The organism is Bradyrhizobium sp. SZCCHNRI3052 (assembly GCF_032484895.1).
GTDB lineage: Bacteria > Pseudomonadota > Alphaproteobacteria > Rhizobiales > Xanthobacteraceae > Bradyrhizobium.
Genome location: NZ_JAUETW010000003.1, coordinates 581,344 through 598,609, shown reverse-complemented (window position 1 = coordinate 598,609; position 17,266 = coordinate 581,344). Strand labels below are relative to the sequence as shown.

Here is a 17,266-nt window from a genome sequence, read left to right as displayed (position 1 = left end):
CCTTTCGCGTCAATCCGCATTCAGCGCATGCGGCCCTGGGCTGAGAATGCCGTTAACGTCTGCGTAGCTTTCGCTTTACAAGACGTGCGCAACTCCGTCTCGTGTCATGAGATCGCGACAAAGCCTTGAGAGAGCACAAATGAATCCAGCCCATCTTCCCTTCGATACCGACATCATGCTGCAGGGCTTGCGCGGCTGGGTCGAATGCGAAAGTCCGACCTGGGACGCCGCCGCGGTGGAGCGCATGCTGGATCTCGCCGCGCGCGACATGGCCATCATGGGTGCGACGATCGAGCGCATCGCCGGACGCCAGGGCTTCGCCGGCTGCGTGCGCGCCCGCTTCCCGCACCCGCGGCAGGGTGAGCCGGGCATCCTGATCGCCGGCCACATGGATACCGTTCACCCCGTCGGCACGCTGGCCAGGCTGCCTTGGCGCCGCGAGGGCAACAAATGCTACGGGCCCGGCATCTGCGACATGAAAGGCGGCAACTATCTGACGCTGGAAGCGATCCGCCAGCTGATCAAGGCTTCCATCGCGACGCCGCTGCCGATCACCATCCTGTTCACGCCGGACGAGGAGGTCGGCACGCCCTCGACCCGCGACATCATCGAAGCCGAGGCGCAGCGCAACAAATACGTGCTGGTGCCCGAGCCGGGCCGTCAGGACAACGGCGTGGTGACCGGCCGCTATGCCATCGCCCGCTTCAATCTCGAGGCGATCGGACGTCCGAGCCATGCCGGCGCGCGGCTCGGCGCGGGCCGTTCCGCGATCCGGGAAATGGCGCGACAGATCCTCGCCATCGACGGCATGACGACGGAGGACTGCACCTTCTCGGTCGGCATCGTGCATGCCGGCCAGTGGGTCAACTGCGTCGCCACCACCGCCACCGGCGAAGCCCTCAGCATGGCGAAGCGGCAGGCCGATCTCGACCGCGGCGTGGAGCGGATGCTGGCGCTGTCCGGCACCACCGACGACGTGACCTTCAAGGTGACGCGCGGCGTGACGCGGCCGGTGTGGGAGCCGGATTCCGGAACCATGGCGCTGTACGAGAAGGCGCGCGGCATCGCCGAACAGCTCGGCCTGTCGCTGCCGCACGGCTCGGCAGGCGGCGGCTCGGATGGCAACTTTACCGGCGCGCTCGGCATTCCGACCCTCGACGGCCTCGGGGTGCGCGGCACCGACATGCACACCCTGAACGAGCACATCGAGATCGACAGCCTCGCCGAGCGCGGCCGCCTGATGGCGTGCCTGCTCGCGACCCTGGCGTAGGATTGCCTCCGGGCAAGATCTCGTAGCCCGCATGAGCGCAGCGACATGCGGGGTCATCGCCGCAGCGCGAGACCCCGGGGTCGCTTCGCTCTCCCGGCTACGCACCGCCTGCTGCGCAGCAGCACGGTTTCATTTTCCGGGACCAGGACGGTGAGTAGACAACGGCTCCACGGCGCGCGCATGATGGCATGCGGCTTGCAAAGTTTCGCGCAGGGTTCGCCGCAAAGTGCTGCGACATTGTTCGCAAATGCGACGGTTCGCGCGGATCACGAACACCGTGTCATCGCGCGTGCACGAGCGGACGAGCGAACACCGGAGACCTTGAAAGCGATGGATATCGGTGACATGCACACTCTCTCACGACGTTGCGCGCGTCGCCCCAGCACCATGAAGGCGGTTCTCTCAAGATGATCGGTTATCTGCTTCGCCGCATCCTCGCATCCATCCCCGTGATGGGCGTGGTGGCGCTGTTCGTCTTTCTCCTGCTGCGGCTGACGCCGGGCGATCCCGCCGCGATTCTCGCCGGCGATAACGCGACCCCTGAGCAGCTCGAGCGCATCCGCACCACGCTCGGACTGAACGAGCCGCTCTACATCCAGTTCATCACCTGGATCAATCAGCTGCTGCATGGCGATCTCGGCGTGTCGCTGATCTCCAAGGTGCCGGTGCTGCAGATGATCGGCCAGCGCATCGAGCCGTCGATCTCGGTCGCGGTCTCGACCATCATCCTGTCGATTCTCGTCGCTGTCCCGCTCGGCGTCATCGCGGCCTGGAAGCACGGCACCTGGATCGATCGTTTCGTGATGGCGCTCTCGGTGATCGGCTTCTCGGTGCCGGTGTTCGTCATCGGCTACATCCTGATCCAGCTGTTCGCGATCAACCTGCGCTGGGTCCCCGTCCAGGGCTTCAAGAGTCTCAGCGCCGGCTTCGGCCCGTTCTTCGAGCGCATCATCCTGCCGACCTGCGCATTGTCCTTCATCTACGTCGCGCTGATTGCGCGCATGACGCGCGCCGCGATGCTCGACGTGCTCGGCGAGGACTTCGTGCGCACCGCGCGCGCCAAGGGCGTCAGCGAGATCGCGGTGCTGCTGCGCCACGCGTTGCGCAATGCGGCCGTGCCCGTCATCACGGTGATCGGCTCCGGCTTCGCGCTGTTGATCTCCGGCGTCGTGGTCACCGAGAGCGTGTTCAACCTGCCCGGCATCGGCCGCCTCACCGTCGACGCCGTGCTGGCGCGCGACTATCCGGTCATCCAGGGCATGATCCTTCTGACCTCCTTCATCTATCTCGCGGTCAATCTCCTGATCGACCTCGCCTACACCCTGCTCGATCCACGCATCCGCTACTGAGGCCCTTTCCGATGGCGATCGTCACCACCCCTGAGCCGTCGATCCCGGTCACCACGCGACTGGGGCCCCGGTTCGGCTTTCTCACCTCGACCCCGATCATCGCCGTGGCGACCGTCTGCCTGTCGCTCATCGTGCTGATATCGGTCCTTGCACCGCTGCTGGCGCCGCACGATCCCGTGCTGCTCGCGCCGGCGCAGCGGCTCAAGCCGTCGAGCGCGCAGCACCTGCTCGGCACCGACGCCTATGGCCGCGACCTGCTGTCGCGCACGATCTATGGCGGCCGCATCTCGCTTCTGGTCGGCGTCGGCGCCGCGATCATCTCGATCGCGATCGGACTCGTGATCGGCCTCGTCTCCGGCTTCTTCCGCTGGGTGGACGCCATCCTGATGCGCGTGATGGACGGCCTGATGGCGATCCCGAGCATCCTGCTCGCCATCGCCGTCGTCTCGCTGTCGGGCGCCAGCGTAGGCACCGTGATGATCGCGATCACCATCGTCGAGATCCCGCGCGTCGCGCGCCTGGTCCGCTCGGTCGTGCTGACGGCACGCGAGGAGCCCTATGTCGAAGCTGCGATTTCGCTGGGGACGTCGATGCCCAAGATCATGTGGCGGCATCTGATGCCGAACACGATCGCGCCGCTGATCGTCCAGGGCACCTACATCTGCGCCGCCGCGATCCTCACCGAGGCGATCCTGTCGTTCCTCGGCGCCGGCATCAGCCCGGAGACGCCGACCTGGGGCAACATCATGGCCGAGGGCCGCTCCTACTTCCAGATCAAGCCGTCGCTGATCTTCTGGCCGGGCCTGCTGCTGTCGATCGCGATCCTCTCGATCAACCTGATCGGCGACGCCGCCCGCGACGCGCTCGACCCGCGCATGAAGCAGCGCGAGGCCGGCAAGTGACGGCCCTTCGTAGCCCGGATGATCATCTCACTTTTCGTCATTGCGAGCGAAGCGAAGCAATCCAGGGCCACGCCCGGAACTCTGGATTGCTTCGTCGCTTCGCTCCTCGCAATGACGCTGGAGAAATGAACACATGACCGACACCATCCTCGACATCGACAATCTCGTCGTCACCGTCGGCAAGACGAAGAACCCGAACGGCCCGCGCATCATCGACGGCGTCTCGATCAAGGTCGAAAAGGGCGAGACGCTCTGCGTCGTCGGCGAAAGCGGCTCCGGCAAATCGGTGACCTCGCTGACCACGATGGGCCTGCTGCCGAAGAACGCGCTGCATGCCGTCGGCGGCAGCGTCAAGCTGGTCGGCGAAGAGCTGCTCACCGCGAGCGATCGCCGGCTGCGCGAGCTGCGCGCCACCCGGATGGCGATGATCTTCCAGGAGCCGATGACCGCGCTCAATCCGGTCGTGCCGGTGGGCCGCCAGATCGACGAGGTCCTGCGCGCGCATACGTCCCTCGATGCGCGGACGCGGCGCAAGCGCATCCTCGACATGATGGAGCAGGTCCACCTGCCCGACGTCGAGCGCATTTTCGGCTCCTATCCCCATCGCCTGTCCGGCGGCCAGCGCCAGCGCATCATGATCGCGATGGCGCTGGTGCTCGAGCCGAAACTCCTGATCGCCGACGAGCCGACCACCGCACTCGACGTCACCACGCAGAAGCAGATCCTCTCGCTGATCCGCGAGTTGCAGCGCGATCACGGCACCGCCGTGCTGTTCATCACCCACGACATGGGCGTCGTCGCCGAGATCGCCGACCGCGTCTCGGTGATGCGCCAGGGCCGCCTGGTCGAGACCGGCGCGCTCGACAAGATCCTGCGCAGCCCCGAGATGGACTACACGCGCAACCTGCTCGCCTCCGTCCCCAGCCTGATCCCACGCCCGCCGCGGCCCGAGAGCACCGAGCCGGTGGTGCTGGAGACCAACGAGCTCGGCAAGGTCTATCGCGAGCGCTCGTTCCTCGGCAAGGCGCGCGAAGTCGTCGCGGCGCAGAACGTCACGCTCACCCTGCGCAAGGGCCGCACGCTCGGCATCGTCGGCGAAAGCGGCTCCGGCAAATCGACCGTGGCCCGCTGCATCGTGCGGCTGATCGATCCGACCTCCGGCGGCGTCCGCCTCGCCGGCCACGAGATCTCGATCCTGACCCGCCGGCTGCTGCAGCCGCACCGCAAGCGCATCCAGATCGTGTTCCAGGACCCCTACCGCTCGCTCAACCCGCGGCTGACCGTCGGCGAGAGCATCGCCGAGGGACCGGTCAACTACGGCACCTCGCATGACAAGGCGATGGCGCGGGCGCGCGAGCTGCTCGAGCTGGTCGGCCTGCCCGCGGACGCGATCTCGCGCTACCCGCACCAGTTCTCCGGCGGCCAGCGCCAGCGCATCGCGATTGCGCGCGCGCTCGCGCTCGATCCCGACGTGCTGGTGGCGGATGAAGCGGTCTCCGCGCTCGACGTCTCGGTGCAGGCGCAGGTCCTGGAACTGCTCGACGAGATCCAGCGCCGGCTCGGCATCGCCATCCTGTTCATCACGCATGACCTGCGCGTCGCCGCGCAGATCTGCGACGACGTCGTCGTGATGCAGAAGGGCCGCATCGTCGAACAGGGCCCGGCCGGCGAGATCCTGACGCATCCGAAGGAGGCCTATACCAAGTCTCTGCTCGAGGCCGCGCCGGGACGGAACTGGGATTTCGCGAACTTCCGGCCGGTGGCGGAGGCGGTGGCGTAGCAGCGTCACCCACCGCTGTCATTCCGGGGCGAGCGCAGCACGAACCCGGAATCCATACCCACCGGCGGGTGTGGTGATATCGGGTGGTCGACAGCCTGCTTCCCAACGACCGTCTGTGGGTATGGATTCCGGGCTCATCGCCGCGCCATGCCCCGGAATGACGCGCGGAGAGAGTCCGTGCAGGCCGGCGCGCCGTCATCGTGGCCCGCATGCAAAACGGCATCGCTCCTTCGCTTGCCTGCGCCGCGAGGGCCGGTCTAACGTCATGACACGTTCAACGGCCTCAGGCGAAGTAATGACGCGCGTCGCGATCGGCGGCTTTCTGCACGAGACCAACACATTCGCACCGACGAAAGCGGACTACGACGCGTTCATGCATGGCGGCGGCCGCGCCTCGATCGCCGATGCGGCCTCCGTGCTCACGACGATGCGCGGCATCAATGCCGGCCAGGCCGGCTTCATGCCGGTCGCAGAAGCCAACGGTTGGGACGTCGTGCCCACCATCGCCTGCGCGGCGAGTCCCTCCGCGCATGTCACCAGGGATGCGTTCGAGCGCATCACGGGCGTGATGGTCGACCGCATCAAGGCCGCCGGCCCGCTCGACGGCGTCTATCTCGACCTGCATGGTGCGATGGTGACGGAGCATCTCGACGACGGCGAAGGCGAGATCCTGGCGCGCGTGCGCGAGGTGATCGGCCCGAACGTGCCGCTCGTCGCGAGCCTCGACCTGCATGCCAACGTCACCCCCGAGATGATGGCACATGCCGATGCGCTGATCGCCTACCGGAAATATCCGCACACCGACATGGCCGACACCGGCCGCGCCAGCGCCGAGCACCTCGCGCTGCTGCTGCGCGCAAAGACGCCGCTGGCGAAAGCCTTCCGGCAGTTGCCGTTCCTGATCCCGATCAGCTGGCAGTGCACCAATGACCAGCCGACCAAGGGCATCTACGAGAAGCTTGCGGCGCTGCAGAGCGAGGCGGTGCCGACGCTGTCGTTCGCGCCCGGCTTTCCCGCCGCCGATTTCGCGCATTGCGGCCCAAGCGTGTTCGCCTATGGCCGGACGCAGGCCGACGCGGACGCCGCGGCGGATGCGATCGCGGCGATCGTCGCGGGCCACGAGGATGATTTCGACGGCCGCATCTACACGCCCGATGACGGCGTGCGCCATGCGATGACGCTGGCGAAGACAGCGACGCGTCCGATCGTGATCGCCGACACCCAGGACAATCCCGGCGCGGGCGGCGATTCCGATACGACCGGCATGCTGCGCGCGCTGGTGCGCAATCGCGCCAGCCGCGCCGCGATCGGCATGATCTACGATCCGCAAGCGGCGATCGCCGCGCATGCGGCCGGCGAAGGGGCCACCGTGACGCTGTCGCTCGGCGGCAAGAGCGGCATTCCCGGCGATGCGCCGTTCGAGGAGAGCTTCATCGTCGAGAAGATCTCCGACGGCCGCTTCGTCGCACCCGGCCCGTTCTACGGCGGCCGCAAGATGGAAATGGGACCGTCAGCGTGTTTGCGCATTGGCGACGTCCGCGTCGTCGTGGCCTCGCACAAGTCCCAGCTTGCCGACCAGGAGATGTACCGCTTCGTCGGCATCGAGCCGACCGCGCAGGCGATCCTGGTCAACAAGAGCTCGGTGCATTTCCGCGCCGATTTCGAACCGATCGCCGAACATCTCCTGATCTGCGCCGCGCCCGGCGCGATGCCCGCCGATCCCTCCACCCTGCCCTGGACCAGCTTGCGTCCGGGCATCCGCCTCAAGCCGAACGGCCCGGCGTTCAAAGCTTAACCCGACAACGGAAACGCCCCATGCCCACCATCGATCGCATCCAGGCTTACGCCGACGAGCTCACCGCCATCCGCCGCGACCTGCACGCGCATCCGGAGATCGGCTTCGAGGAGACGCGCACCTCCGGCATCGTCGCCGAGAAGCTTGCGCAATGGGGCATCGAGGTGCATCGCGGCCTCGGCGGCACCGGGGTGATCGGCGTGCTCAAGGGCAAGAACGACAGCGGCAGGAAGATCGGCCTGCGTGCCGACATGGATGCGCTGCCGATGGAGGAGAATACGAACCTGCCGTGGCGCTCGACCATCCCCGGCCGTTTCCACGGCTGCGGCCATGACGGCCACACCACGATGCTGCTCGGCACCGCGCGCTATCTCGCCGAGACCCGCAACTTCGACGGCACCGTGCACTTCATCTTCCAGCCGGCGGAGGAAGGCCTCGGCGGCGCACGCGCGATGATCAAGGACGGCCTGTTCCAGAAGTTTCCCTGCGACGAGCTCTACGGCCTGCACAACGCGCCGGACTTGGAGCACGGCGAGATCGCGATCCTGCCCGGTCCGGCAATGGCCGGCGCCGACTTCTTCGACATCCGGATTTCCGGCTACGGCGCTCATGGCGCCATGCCCGAGCGTTCCAAGGATGCGGTGGTGATCGCGACCACCGTGGCGCAGGCGATCCAGACCATCGTCAGCCGCAATGTCGAGCCGCTGCAGGCCGCGGTCGTCTCGATCACGCAGATCCACGCCGGCTCGGCCTACAACGTCATTCCCGGCGATGCCTGGCTGTGCGGCACCGTGCGCGCGTTCTCGGACCCCGTGCGCGCGTTGGTGCGCGAGCGCATGCGCGCGATCTGCGCCGGCATGGCAGCCGCCTTCAATTGCGAGATCGATGTCGACATCCGCGACACGTTCAGCGTGCTGGTGAACCAGGAGGAGCAGTCCAAGGTCGTCGAGCAGGTCGCGCGCACCGTGGTCGAGCCGTCCAAGGTGCTGACCCGCTCGACGCCGAAGATGGGCAGCGAGGATTTCGCCGACATGCTGCAGACGATTCCGGGCGCCTATTTCTGGGTCGGCCATGACGGCTCGGTGCCGGTGCACAATCCCGGCTACGTGCTCGACGACAAGATCCTGCCGATCGGCGCCAGCATGTTCGCCCGCATCATCGAGACGCGGCTGCCGGCGGCCTAGCGCGACTGACATACGTCAATGAGCGGGCGGCAGATCGAGATGAACTTCGGCGTGGGAGTACCAGCATGCACAAGCCCGTCTCGGATGACGTCACCTCGCTTCACGATCTCTCCGCCGTCGACCTGATCGCCGGCTATCGCGCGCGCCAGTTCTCGCCGTCCGAGGTGATGGACGAGGTCCTGGCGCACGTGGCGGCGTGGGAGCCGCACATCAAGGCGCTGTATCTGCTCGACGCCGACGCCGCGCGGGCCGCGGCCGAGGCGTCGACCGCGCGCTGGGCCAATGACGAGCCGGCCGGCGTGCTCGACGGCGTACCGGCGACGGTGAAGGACAATCTCGCCACCAAGGGCCAGCCGATGCCGCTCGGCGCAGCCAGCGTCACGCGCACGCCGCTCGCCGCCGATGCGCCGCCGGTGGCGCGGCTGCGCGAGGCCGGCGCGATCATCTTCGCCAAGACCACGATGCCCGATTACGGCATGCTGTCGTCGGGCCTGTCGAGCTTCCATCCGCTGACGCGCAATCCATGGGATCTCCGCATGAACCCCGGCGGTTCGAGCGCCGGTGCGAGCGCCGCAGCCGCCGCGGGCTGCGGTCCGCTGCATGTCGGCACCGACATCGGCGGCTCGATCCGGCTGCCCGCATCGTGGTGCGGCCTCGTCGGATTGAAGCCGAGCTTCGGCCGCGTGCCGATCGACCCGCCTTATGTCGGCCGCGTCGCCGGTCCGATGACGCGCATCGTCGACGATGCCGCGCTGATGATGAGCGTGCTGTCCAAGCCCGACCGCCGCGACGGCACCAGCCTGCCGCCGTCGGACCTGCACTGGAAGGTCACGGAGAAGCCGGTGCGCAAGCTGCGCATCGGCCTGATGCTCGATCTCGGCGGCGTCGGCCAGCCACTGGAGGAGCCGGTGCGCGCGACGACCCTGGCTGCGGCGAAAGCCTTCGAGGACGCCGGCGCCGTGATCAGCGAGGTCAAGGGCTTCCTGACGCGCGAGATGCTCGACGGTCTCGACAATTTCTGGCGTGCACGGCTGTGGGACGATCTGGCGCGGCTGGCGCCCGAGGTGCGCGCGATGACCCTGCCCTACATCCTGCGCTGGGCCGAACGCGCCGCCGCGCTCTCCGGCGTCGAAGTCGTCAGAGGCTTCAACGTCACGATGGCGCTACGCGCCGCCGCGGCAAGACTGTTCTGCGACTACGACTACATCATCTCGCCGGTCTCGCCCGGCGTGAAATTCCCCGCCGAGTTCGCCTCGCCGGTCAACGATCCCGAGAGGCCGTTCGAGCACATCACCTACACCGTGCCCTGGAACATGTCGGAGAACCCAGCGATCTCCGTCAATGCCGGCTACGACCCCGACGGCTTCCCCATCGGCCTGCAGATCGTCGGCCGCCGCTTCGATGATGTCGGCGTGCTCGGGATGGCCAAGACGTTCGAGGGATTACGCGGCGAGCAGCGGCCATGGCCGATACCGCCGGCCTCCTGATTCGCGTCACCCCACTCCTTCCTCCGTCATTGCGAGCGAAGCGAAGCAATCCAGAGTCCCGCCCACGACTCTGGATTGCTTCGCTTGCGCTCGCAATGACGGGGAAAGAGCGTGGGCCACATCGCTGCCGGATCGCGTGTTGGGAGACCAATGAAAAGCGCGGCGCTTTGCCCGCCATGCGGAATGTCGTCACGATTTGACGCGGCCTCTCGCTGAACTATTGTACTCCCTATCGTCGATCCCAGTCGTCGTCATTCCGGGGCGTGCGAAGCACGGGCCCGGAATCCATACTCACGATGGTGGTTATGGATTCCGGGCCTGCGCCCAAGAGGGCGCATCCCGGAATGACGGCGGAGATTGTGGCACGAGCAAACAACTAATAAGCGCCACGACAACATCAGGAAGCGCCAATGGCTTATCAGACCATCCTCTACGACGTCGCCGACAAGATCCTCACCATCACGCTGAACCGGCCGGAGAAGCTCAACGCCTTCACCGGCACCATGATGGAGGAGCTGATCGACGCCTTCGATCGCGCCGACAAGGACGACGGCGTCAGGGCGATCATCGTCACCGGATCGGGCCGCGCGTTCTGCGCGGGTGCTGACCTCTCCTCCGGGGCCGACACGTTCGATCGCGATGCCAAGCGCGGACCGGTGAAGCGCCACGCCGATGGCCGCGTCGACTATTCCGATCCGCAGGTGCGCGATGGCGGTGGCCAGGTCACCTTGCGCATCTACAAGTCGCTGAAGCCGGTCATCGCCGCGGTCAACGGCCCCGCCGTCGGCATCGGCGTCACCATGCAGCTCGCGATGGACATCCGCATCGCCTCTGACGCGGCGCGGTTCGGCTTCGTGTTCTCCCAGCGCGGCATCGTGCCGGAGGCGGCGTCGAGCTGGTTCCTGCCGCGCATCGTCGGCATCTCGCAGGCGCTGGAATGGTGCTACACCGGCCGCGTGTTTCCGGCGCAGGAGGCGCTCGCCGGCCGCCTCGTCAGCAAGGTCGTGCCGCCGGATGATCTGCTGCCCACCGCCCGTGCGCTGGCCCGCGAGATCGCCGACAAGACCGCGCCGGTGTCGATCGCGCTGATCCGCCAGATGATGTGGCGCATGATGGGCGCCGACGATCCGATGGAGGCGCACAAGGTCGACAGCCGCGGCATCTACGCGCGCGGCCGCTCCGACGACGTCAAGGAAGGCGTGGTGTCGTTCCTGGAGAAGCGCCCTGCGCAATTCAAGAACACGGTGACGGCCGATATGCCCGACTATTTCCCGTGGTGGGATGAGCGGGAGTATAAGTAGCGCCACGGCCCCAGGACACCATTTGGCAAAGAACGGCGTCCAGAGCGCCACGCGATAGATGGCGCGGTATGGATCCTGGCTCAAGGCCGGGACGACACCGCGTGGGCGGCGACTGCAACGACTCCATCACCAGCACCAGGATCGCAATCGACCCCGGCAGCCAATCACCGCCGCCAATCACATCGCCACCAATCACATCGCGTGCGACCGCTCACGCCGCCTTGATGCCGCGAATGAAGTCGTCGACATGGCGGCGCATGCTCTCGGACTGACGCAGCAGCTCCGCCGACGCCCCGAGCACCTGGCTGGCGGTGGCGCCGGATTCGTTTGCGGCGGCCGTGACCTGCTGGATGTTCTGCGAAATTTCGTCGGTTCCCTTGGCTGCGTGCTGGACGTTCCACGCCATCTCGCGCGTCGCGGCGCCCTGTTCCTCGACGGCATTCGCGATCGACGACGCGATCTCGTTCAGCTCGCCGATGGTCGTGGTGATGCCGCGGATGGCCCGGACGGCCTCGCTCGACACCTCCTGCATTCCGGAGATCTGCGCGCGGATCTCGCCGGTCGCCTTGGCGGTCTGCTCGGCGAGCAGCTTCACCTCGCCGGCGACGACGGCAAAGCCGCGGCCGGCTTCACCCGCCCGCGCGGCCTCGATGGTCGCATTGAGCGCGAGAAGATTGGTCTGGCCGGCAATGTCGCTGATCAGCCGCACGATGTCGCCGATCCGCTCGGCCATGCTGGAAAGGCCCTGCACGGTCTCGTTGGTCCTCTGCCCCTCCGCGGCCGCCTTCTGCGCCATGTCGGCCGACTGCGTCACCTGACCGCCGATGCCCGCGACCGAGCTCGACAGCTGGTCCGTCGCAGCGGCCATCGTCTGCATGTTGCTCGACGCGGCCTCGGTCGCCTGCGCAACGCTGCTCGCTTCACTGCAGGTCCGGCTCGCCGTCCGATTCATCACGGCGGCCGTCGATTCGAGCTGTGCCGAGGCTGAGATCACGCTGTCGATCACGGCCGCGATGTCACCGCTGAAACGGTCGGTCAGTTCGCCGACGCGCTTGGCTTTTTCGGCGCGCTGGCTCATCGCCTCCGCATCCCTGGCAGCGAGCTCGGCGCCATGGATCATGTTCTCCTTGAAGACCTGCACTGCCCTCGCCATCAGGCCGACCTCGTCGCGCCGATCGACCGCGTCGATTGCAGTGCTCACATCGCCCTTCGCCAGCCGCGTCATCGTATCGGCAAGGGCGTTGATCGGCCTGGTGATGCTGCGCGCCAGCGCAACGACGATCGCGAGGCTCAGCGCCAAGGCGACCAGCAGCAGCGCGCCGACGGCGGCGAGGCTGGCCGTGGCCGCGGCCTGCTTGCCGGCCATCAGCTCGGACAGCTCGACGGCCAGAGCGTCTTCGATCTGCTTCAGCAGATCGATCCGCAGCGTGGCCGCATCGAACCAGGCCTTGCTCGCGAGCCCTTTGAAATCACCGCTGACGCCGCCCTGCTCCACCACCTTGCGCATGGCAACGACACCGTCGATCGCCGGTCCCGTCATCGCCGCATCGAACGCCGCACGTCCTTTCGCCGAGGCGGCGGCGCGAAAGGCCGCGAAATAGCTGTCCTGCGCCGCAGCCAGCCCTATGGCGCGCGCGTAGGCGGCCTGCTCGAAGCGACCGGCGGCAAGGCCTCCCGCCACGACCGCGCGCTCCAGGCCGGCGCGCTCCTTGCCTTCGGTCAGATTGCCATAGGCAATGATCGCCTTGGAGATATCGTCGTCATCGCTGAGCCTCGATATGCCGCTGATCAGGCTGATCAGCCGGCTGACGATCTCGGTGAGCGAGCTGACCGCTGCCGCCGGCGTGACGGCTTGGACATCGATGTCGCCGCGGCGGCGATCGAGCTGCGTCAACGCCTGTTCGCTCGCCTGCGCCGCCTCGGCCAGTGCGGCGCTCCGGCGCAGCCCGTCCAGCGCGGCAAACGCGTGCGCGCGCTCGCCATCGGTCAGCTTGCGCTGCTGATCCAGCTCGGCACGCATCTGCGTGCCCTTGCTGCTCAGAAATGCCGACGACATGCCGCGCTCACGCTGCAGCTCATGAACGAAGCGGCTGAGCCTGGCGACGGCGTCCGCCGCCGGCTGCATGCGCGTCATCTCGACACGCACCGCCCATTTCGTGGAAATCTCGTAGGCCGCCAACGCGGCCAGTGTGACGATGGGCAGCAATGCAGACAGGGCTATGCGGTGAAGTATCTTCGACGTCTTCAACATGATCGGCCTCGACCTGTCCGATCACTCTATGAATCCAGTGGTAAAAAAATACACAGCCCCATCCGCCGAATTTTTGGGCAGACGCCTGCCAACTAATCCATCACCAGCGCGACGCGTCCGATCGCCTTGCGATCGATCAAAAGCCGCATCGCCGATGCGTAATTGTCGAACGGCACGCGGTGGGAGACGTTGGGCCGCAGCTTGCCTTGCTCGGCGAACGCGAGCAGTGCAGCCATCCGTCGCTCGCCCAGCTCGGGATCCTTCCGCACCGCCTCGCCGGCGCGAACGCCGAGCACGCTTGCGCCCTTCATGAGGATCAGATTGGTGCGTGCGAGCCCGATGCCGCCGGTGAAGCCGATCACCAGCAGCCGCGCGCCCCAGGCGATGCAGCGAACGCTGTTCTCGAACACCTCGCCGCCGACAGGATCGAACACGACGTCGACGCCACGGCCATCGGTGATGTGTTTGACGGCGTCGCGGAACGGCCCGCGTGAATACAGAATGAGATGATCGGCGCCACGCGCGCGTGCCACCGCGAGTTTCTCCTCCGACGACGCCGCCGCGATCACCGTTGCGCCGAGCAGCTTGCCGATCTCGACGGCGGCGAGGCCGACGCCACCGCCGGCGCCGTGCACCAGCAGCGTCTCGCCGGGCTTGAGCTGGCCGCGATCGACCAGGGCGTGATGGGCGGTGCCGTGGCCGGCCAGATAGGTCGCGCCTTCCGCGTAGTCGAAAGTCGACGGCAGCGGCGTGAGCTGGCTGGCCGCAACCACCGCCTCCTCCGCATAGGCGCCGAAGCGCATGCGGACGATCACCTTGTCGCCGACGGCGCGGCCGGTCACGGCGGCCCCGGTTTCGACGACGTCACCGGCTGCCTCGACGCCGGGCGTGAACGGCAGCTCAGGCTTGAGCTGATACTCGCCGGCCGCCATCAATATGTCCGGAAAGTTAATGCCGGCAGCGCGGATCTTCACCCGCACCTCGCCGTCACCGAGTGAGCGCGGCGGTAGGGCCTCCAGCCGCAGCGTCTCCGGCGGACCGAGCTCGCGGCAGACGATCGCACGCGGCATCAGGCGCGCCCCTTCGCCCGCGCCAGCGCCTCGCGGATCAGCGGCAGCCGATCATTGCCGAAATACATGTCGGTCACGTCGAGGAAGATCGTCGGCGAGCCGAAGCCGCCGCGCTTGACGACCTCCTCGGTGTTGATGCGCAGCTGGTCCTTGATGCCCTGCTGCGCGATCCCATCGAAGAACGCCTTCGGATCGACGCCGACGCGCCGGCACACCTCGGTCAGCACCGCATCCTGCGAGATGTCCTGGTCCTCGCCCCAATAGATCTCGAACACGGCCCGTGCGAACGGCACCATGTCCTGGCCCAGCCAGATGCAGCCGCGCATCGCCTTGACGCTGTTCACCGGAAACACCGATGGCGGCATCTTGATCTTGAGCCCGGCCGAGCGGGACCAGTCGTCGAGGTCCTTCAGCGTGTAGGCCGCCTTGGCCGGCACCGGCTTCTCGCGCTGCGCATAGACGCTGGGATTGACGGTGTTGAAGATGCCGCCGACCAGGATCGGCCGCCAGACGATGTCGACGCCGAATTCTTGCGCGAGCGGTTGGATGTTGTGGAAGGCAAGATAGGTCCAGGGGCTGGAGCAGTCGAAGAAGAATTCGATCATGTGTGTTTCCTCAAGGTCTCGATAAGTTCGCCTTTGCGCGCGCAAAAATCCGGAGTGTGGTCGTGGCCCTGGATTGCTTCGCTTCGCTCGCAATGACGGAGAGAGTTGGTGCAAACCACTCTCTCCGTCATTGCGAGGAGCGTAGCGACGAAGCAATCCAGGGGCTGCAACATACGGTCTGGATGGCTGATCCCCATGCTCCTCGCGATGCCGCGGAGCTCGCTCACGACCGCCCCGTCATCTCCTTCGCGCGCGCGCCGAACATCACATGACGCGACTGCTCGTTGAACGGCTCCTTGACGAACTTGCCGATCGCCAGCCCCGCCTGCAGCTTGGGCCGCGCGCGCAGGTCCGCGTACCAGCGCTTGATGTCGGGATAGTCGTCGAGCGTGAATCCCTGGGCCTTGTGCGTCATCATCCAGGGAAAGCAGGCGATGTCCGCGATCGAATAGTCGTCGCCGGCGACATAGGCGCCGGTCTTGCCGAGCTGCACGTCGAGCACGTGGAACAGCCTGGCCACCTCGTCGCGGTAGCGCTGGATCGCGTAAGGGATCTTCTCAGCCGCATAGAGCGCGAAATGGCCGTGCTGCCCCATCATCGGCCCCAGTCCGGCCATCTGCCACATCACCCATTGGATGACACGCGAGCGCGCCCGCGCCTCCTGCGGCAGGAAACGGCCGGTCTTGTCGGCGAGATAGATCAGGATGGCACCGGTCTCGAACACCGGGAACGGCGCGCCGCCATCGGCCGGCGCGTGATCGACGATCGCGGGAATCCGGTTGTTCGGGCTGATCGCCAGGAACTCCGGCTTGAACTGGTCGCCGGCGCGGATGTCGACGGGAATGACGGTATAGGGCAGCCCGAGTTCCTCGAGCATGATCGAGATCTTCCAGCCGTTCGGCGTCGGCGCATAATGGAGATCGATCATCCTTCCACGATTCCTTCCCCTGACCATTATGCCGCGCTGCGGAACACGCGAGGCGGCTTCGTTCTTCTGTACCTGAAGGGTAAGCCATGGCAGACAGGCGCTCAAGCCTGACCGCCTTTATGCTGGAGAGTTCGACCATGCTGTTTCCATCGACCATCGCAGGCTCGCTGCCGAAGCCGGAATGGCTGGCCGAGCCCAACGTGCTGTGGGCTCCGTGGAAGTCGAAGGGCGAGGAGCTGGCGCGTGCCAAGCGCGATGCGACGATCCTGGCGCTGAAGCTGCAGGAGGATTCCGGCATCGACATTCTCACCGAGGGCGAGCAGTCGCGCCAGCATTTCGTGCACGGCTTTCTCGAGCGCGTCGAAGGCATCGACTTCGCCCACAAGGTCGAGATGGGCATCCGCAAGGACCGCTACAAGGCGATGGTGCCGCAGGTGGTGGCGCCGCTGTCGCTGAAGGGCCGTGTCCATGGCGACGAGGCGCGGATCGCGCGCACGCACACCACGCGCGCGCTGAAGTTCACGCTGCCCGGACCGATGACGATCATCGACACCATCGCCGACAACTACTATGGCGACCGTGTGAAGATGGCGTTCGCCTTCGCCGAGCTGCTGAACCAGGAGGCCAAGGCGCTGCACGACGACGGCATCGACATGATCCAGTTCGACGAGCCCGCCTTCAACGTCTACATGGACGAGGTGCGTGACTGGGGCATCAAGGCGCTGGAGCGCGCCGCCGAAGGGCTGACCTGCCCGACTGCCGTGCACATCTGCTACGGCTACGGCATCAAGGCCAACACCGACTGGAAGGAGACGCTGGGCGGCGAGTGGCGACAGTATGAGGAGACCTTCCCGGTCATCGACGCCAGCACCATCCAGCAGGTCGCCGTCGAATGTCGCAATTCGAAGGTGCCGATCGAGCTGCTCGGCCTGCTCAAGAACAAGATCGTGCAGGCCGGCGTCATCGACGTCGCCAGCGACGCGATCGAGACCGCCGAGGACGTCTGCAAGACCCTCGAGGACGTCATGAAGGTGGTGCCGAAGCAGAACATCATCGCCACCACCAATTGCGGCATGGCGCCGATGCGGCGCGAGATCGCCGAGGCCAAGCTGATGGCGCTCGGCACCGGCGCAAAGCTGGCACGGCAGAGGTTTGCCTGACTCAGATGTCAGGTCAGACCCGAGGCAAGGGCGTCGACGGCTCGCCGCCCCCCGAGGCATCGCGCTCGGGGCCCTGGCTCAATCGCGATCGCGCCGAGAGGCGACACGCACACGGGCCTGGAATCAAAGTAAGAGCGCATCCGAGGTGAGCACGGCCTCACCACGCGCGATTCGCCGCAACAGC

General features: G+C 66.6%; 13 protein-coding genes. 9 read left to right on the top strand and 4 right to left on the bottom strand.

The features are described from left to right. The first annotated feature begins 139 nt into the window (after positions 1 to 139). The 8 genes from QW887_RS13140 (at position 140) to QW887_RS13105 (ending at position 11,068) form a co-directional block, all read left to right on the top strand. Complete coding sequence (locus QW887_RS13140) at positions 140 to 1,270, top strand: M20/M25/M40 family metallo-hydrolase (RefSeq protein WP_316175576.1); 1,131 nt, start codon at positions 140 to 142, stop codon at positions 1,268 to 1,270. Between the two features lie 407 nt (positions 1,271 to 1,677). After that, the gene (locus QW887_RS13135) at positions 1,678 to 2,619 is read left to right on the top strand and encodes an ABC transporter permease (protein ID WP_315749429.1); all 942 of its coding nucleotides are present in this window, start codon (positions 1,678 to 1,680) and stop codon (positions 2,617 to 2,619) included. An 11-nt stretch (positions 2,620 to 2,630) separates the two neighbouring features. Then, positions 2,631 to 3,521: an ABC transporter permease gene (locus QW887_RS13130; protein ID WP_316175574.1), complete on the top strand. Its 891-nt coding sequence runs from the start codon at positions 2,631 to 2,633 to the stop codon at positions 3,519 to 3,521. Between the two features lie 133 nt (positions 3,522 to 3,654). Then, positions 3,655 to 5,301 (top strand): ABC transporter ATP-binding protein, encoded by a 1,647-nt coding sequence (locus QW887_RS13125; RefSeq protein ID WP_315714712.1) that lies wholly within the window; start codon positions 3,655 to 3,657, stop codon positions 5,299 to 5,301. Between the two features lie 295 nt (positions 5,302 to 5,596). Further along, positions 5,597 to 7,096 carry a M81 family metallopeptidase gene (locus tag QW887_RS13120; RefSeq protein WP_316185317.1) on the top strand — a complete coding sequence of 500 codons (1,500 nt, stop codon included), beginning with the start codon at positions 5,597 to 5,599 and terminating at the stop codon, positions 7,094 to 7,096. Positions 7,097 to 7,116: 20 nt separating this feature from the next. Next, complete coding sequence (locus QW887_RS13115; protein WP_315714714.1) at positions 7,117 to 8,280, top strand: M20 aminoacylase family protein; 1,164 nt, start codon at positions 7,117 to 7,119, stop codon at positions 8,278 to 8,280. A 65-nt stretch (positions 8,281 to 8,345) separates the two neighbouring features. Further along, a complete protein-coding gene (locus tag QW887_RS13110) occupies positions 8,346 to 9,767 on the top strand; it encodes an amidase (protein WP_316185315.1) in 1,422 nt (473 codons plus the stop codon). Positions 9,768 to 10,177: 410 nt separating this feature from the next. Further along, positions 10,178 to 11,068, top strand: coding sequence for a crotonase/enoyl-CoA hydratase family protein (locus QW887_RS13105; protein WP_316170264.1), 891 nt, complete (start codon positions 10,178 to 10,180; stop codon positions 11,066 to 11,068). Positions 11,069 to 11,279: 211 nt separating this feature from the next. Here the strand turns inward: QW887_RS13105 and QW887_RS13100 are convergent, their stop codons facing one another. From QW887_RS13100 to QW887_RS13085, 4 genes are all read right to left on the bottom strand, one after another. Next, on the bottom strand, positions 11,280 to 13,319 hold the full coding sequence (locus QW887_RS13100) for a methyl-accepting chemotaxis protein (RefSeq protein WP_316194600.1): 2,040 nt from the start codon (positions 13,317 to 13,319) through the stop codon (positions 11,280 to 11,282). Between the two features lie 92 nt (positions 13,320 to 13,411). After that, the gene (locus QW887_RS13095) at positions 13,412 to 14,389 is read right to left on the bottom strand and encodes an NADPH:quinone oxidoreductase family protein (protein ID WP_315714718.1); all 978 of its coding nucleotides are present in this window, start codon (positions 14,387 to 14,389) and stop codon (positions 13,412 to 13,414) included. Then, on the bottom strand, positions 14,389 to 14,994 hold the full coding sequence (locus tag QW887_RS13090; RefSeq protein WP_315714719.1) for a 2-hydroxychromene-2-carboxylate isomerase: 606 nt from the start codon (positions 14,992 to 14,994) through the stop codon (positions 14,389 to 14,391). The genes QW887_RS13095 and QW887_RS13090 overlap by 1 nt, the downstream gene beginning before the upstream one ends. A 223-nt stretch (positions 14,995 to 15,217) precedes the next feature. Beyond that, positions 15,218 to 15,922 (bottom strand): glutathione binding-like protein, encoded by a 705-nt coding sequence (locus QW887_RS13085; protein WP_316170266.1) that lies wholly within the window; start codon positions 15,920 to 15,922, stop codon positions 15,218 to 15,220. Between the two features lie 137 nt (positions 15,923 to 16,059). Between QW887_RS13085 and QW887_RS13080 the strand changes: the two genes are divergently transcribed. Then, entirely contained in the window at positions 16,060 to 17,082 is a 1,023-nt protein-coding gene (locus QW887_RS13080) for a methionine synthase (RefSeq protein ID WP_316194599.1), read from the top strand. Positions 17,083 to 17,266: the final 184 nt, after the last annotated feature.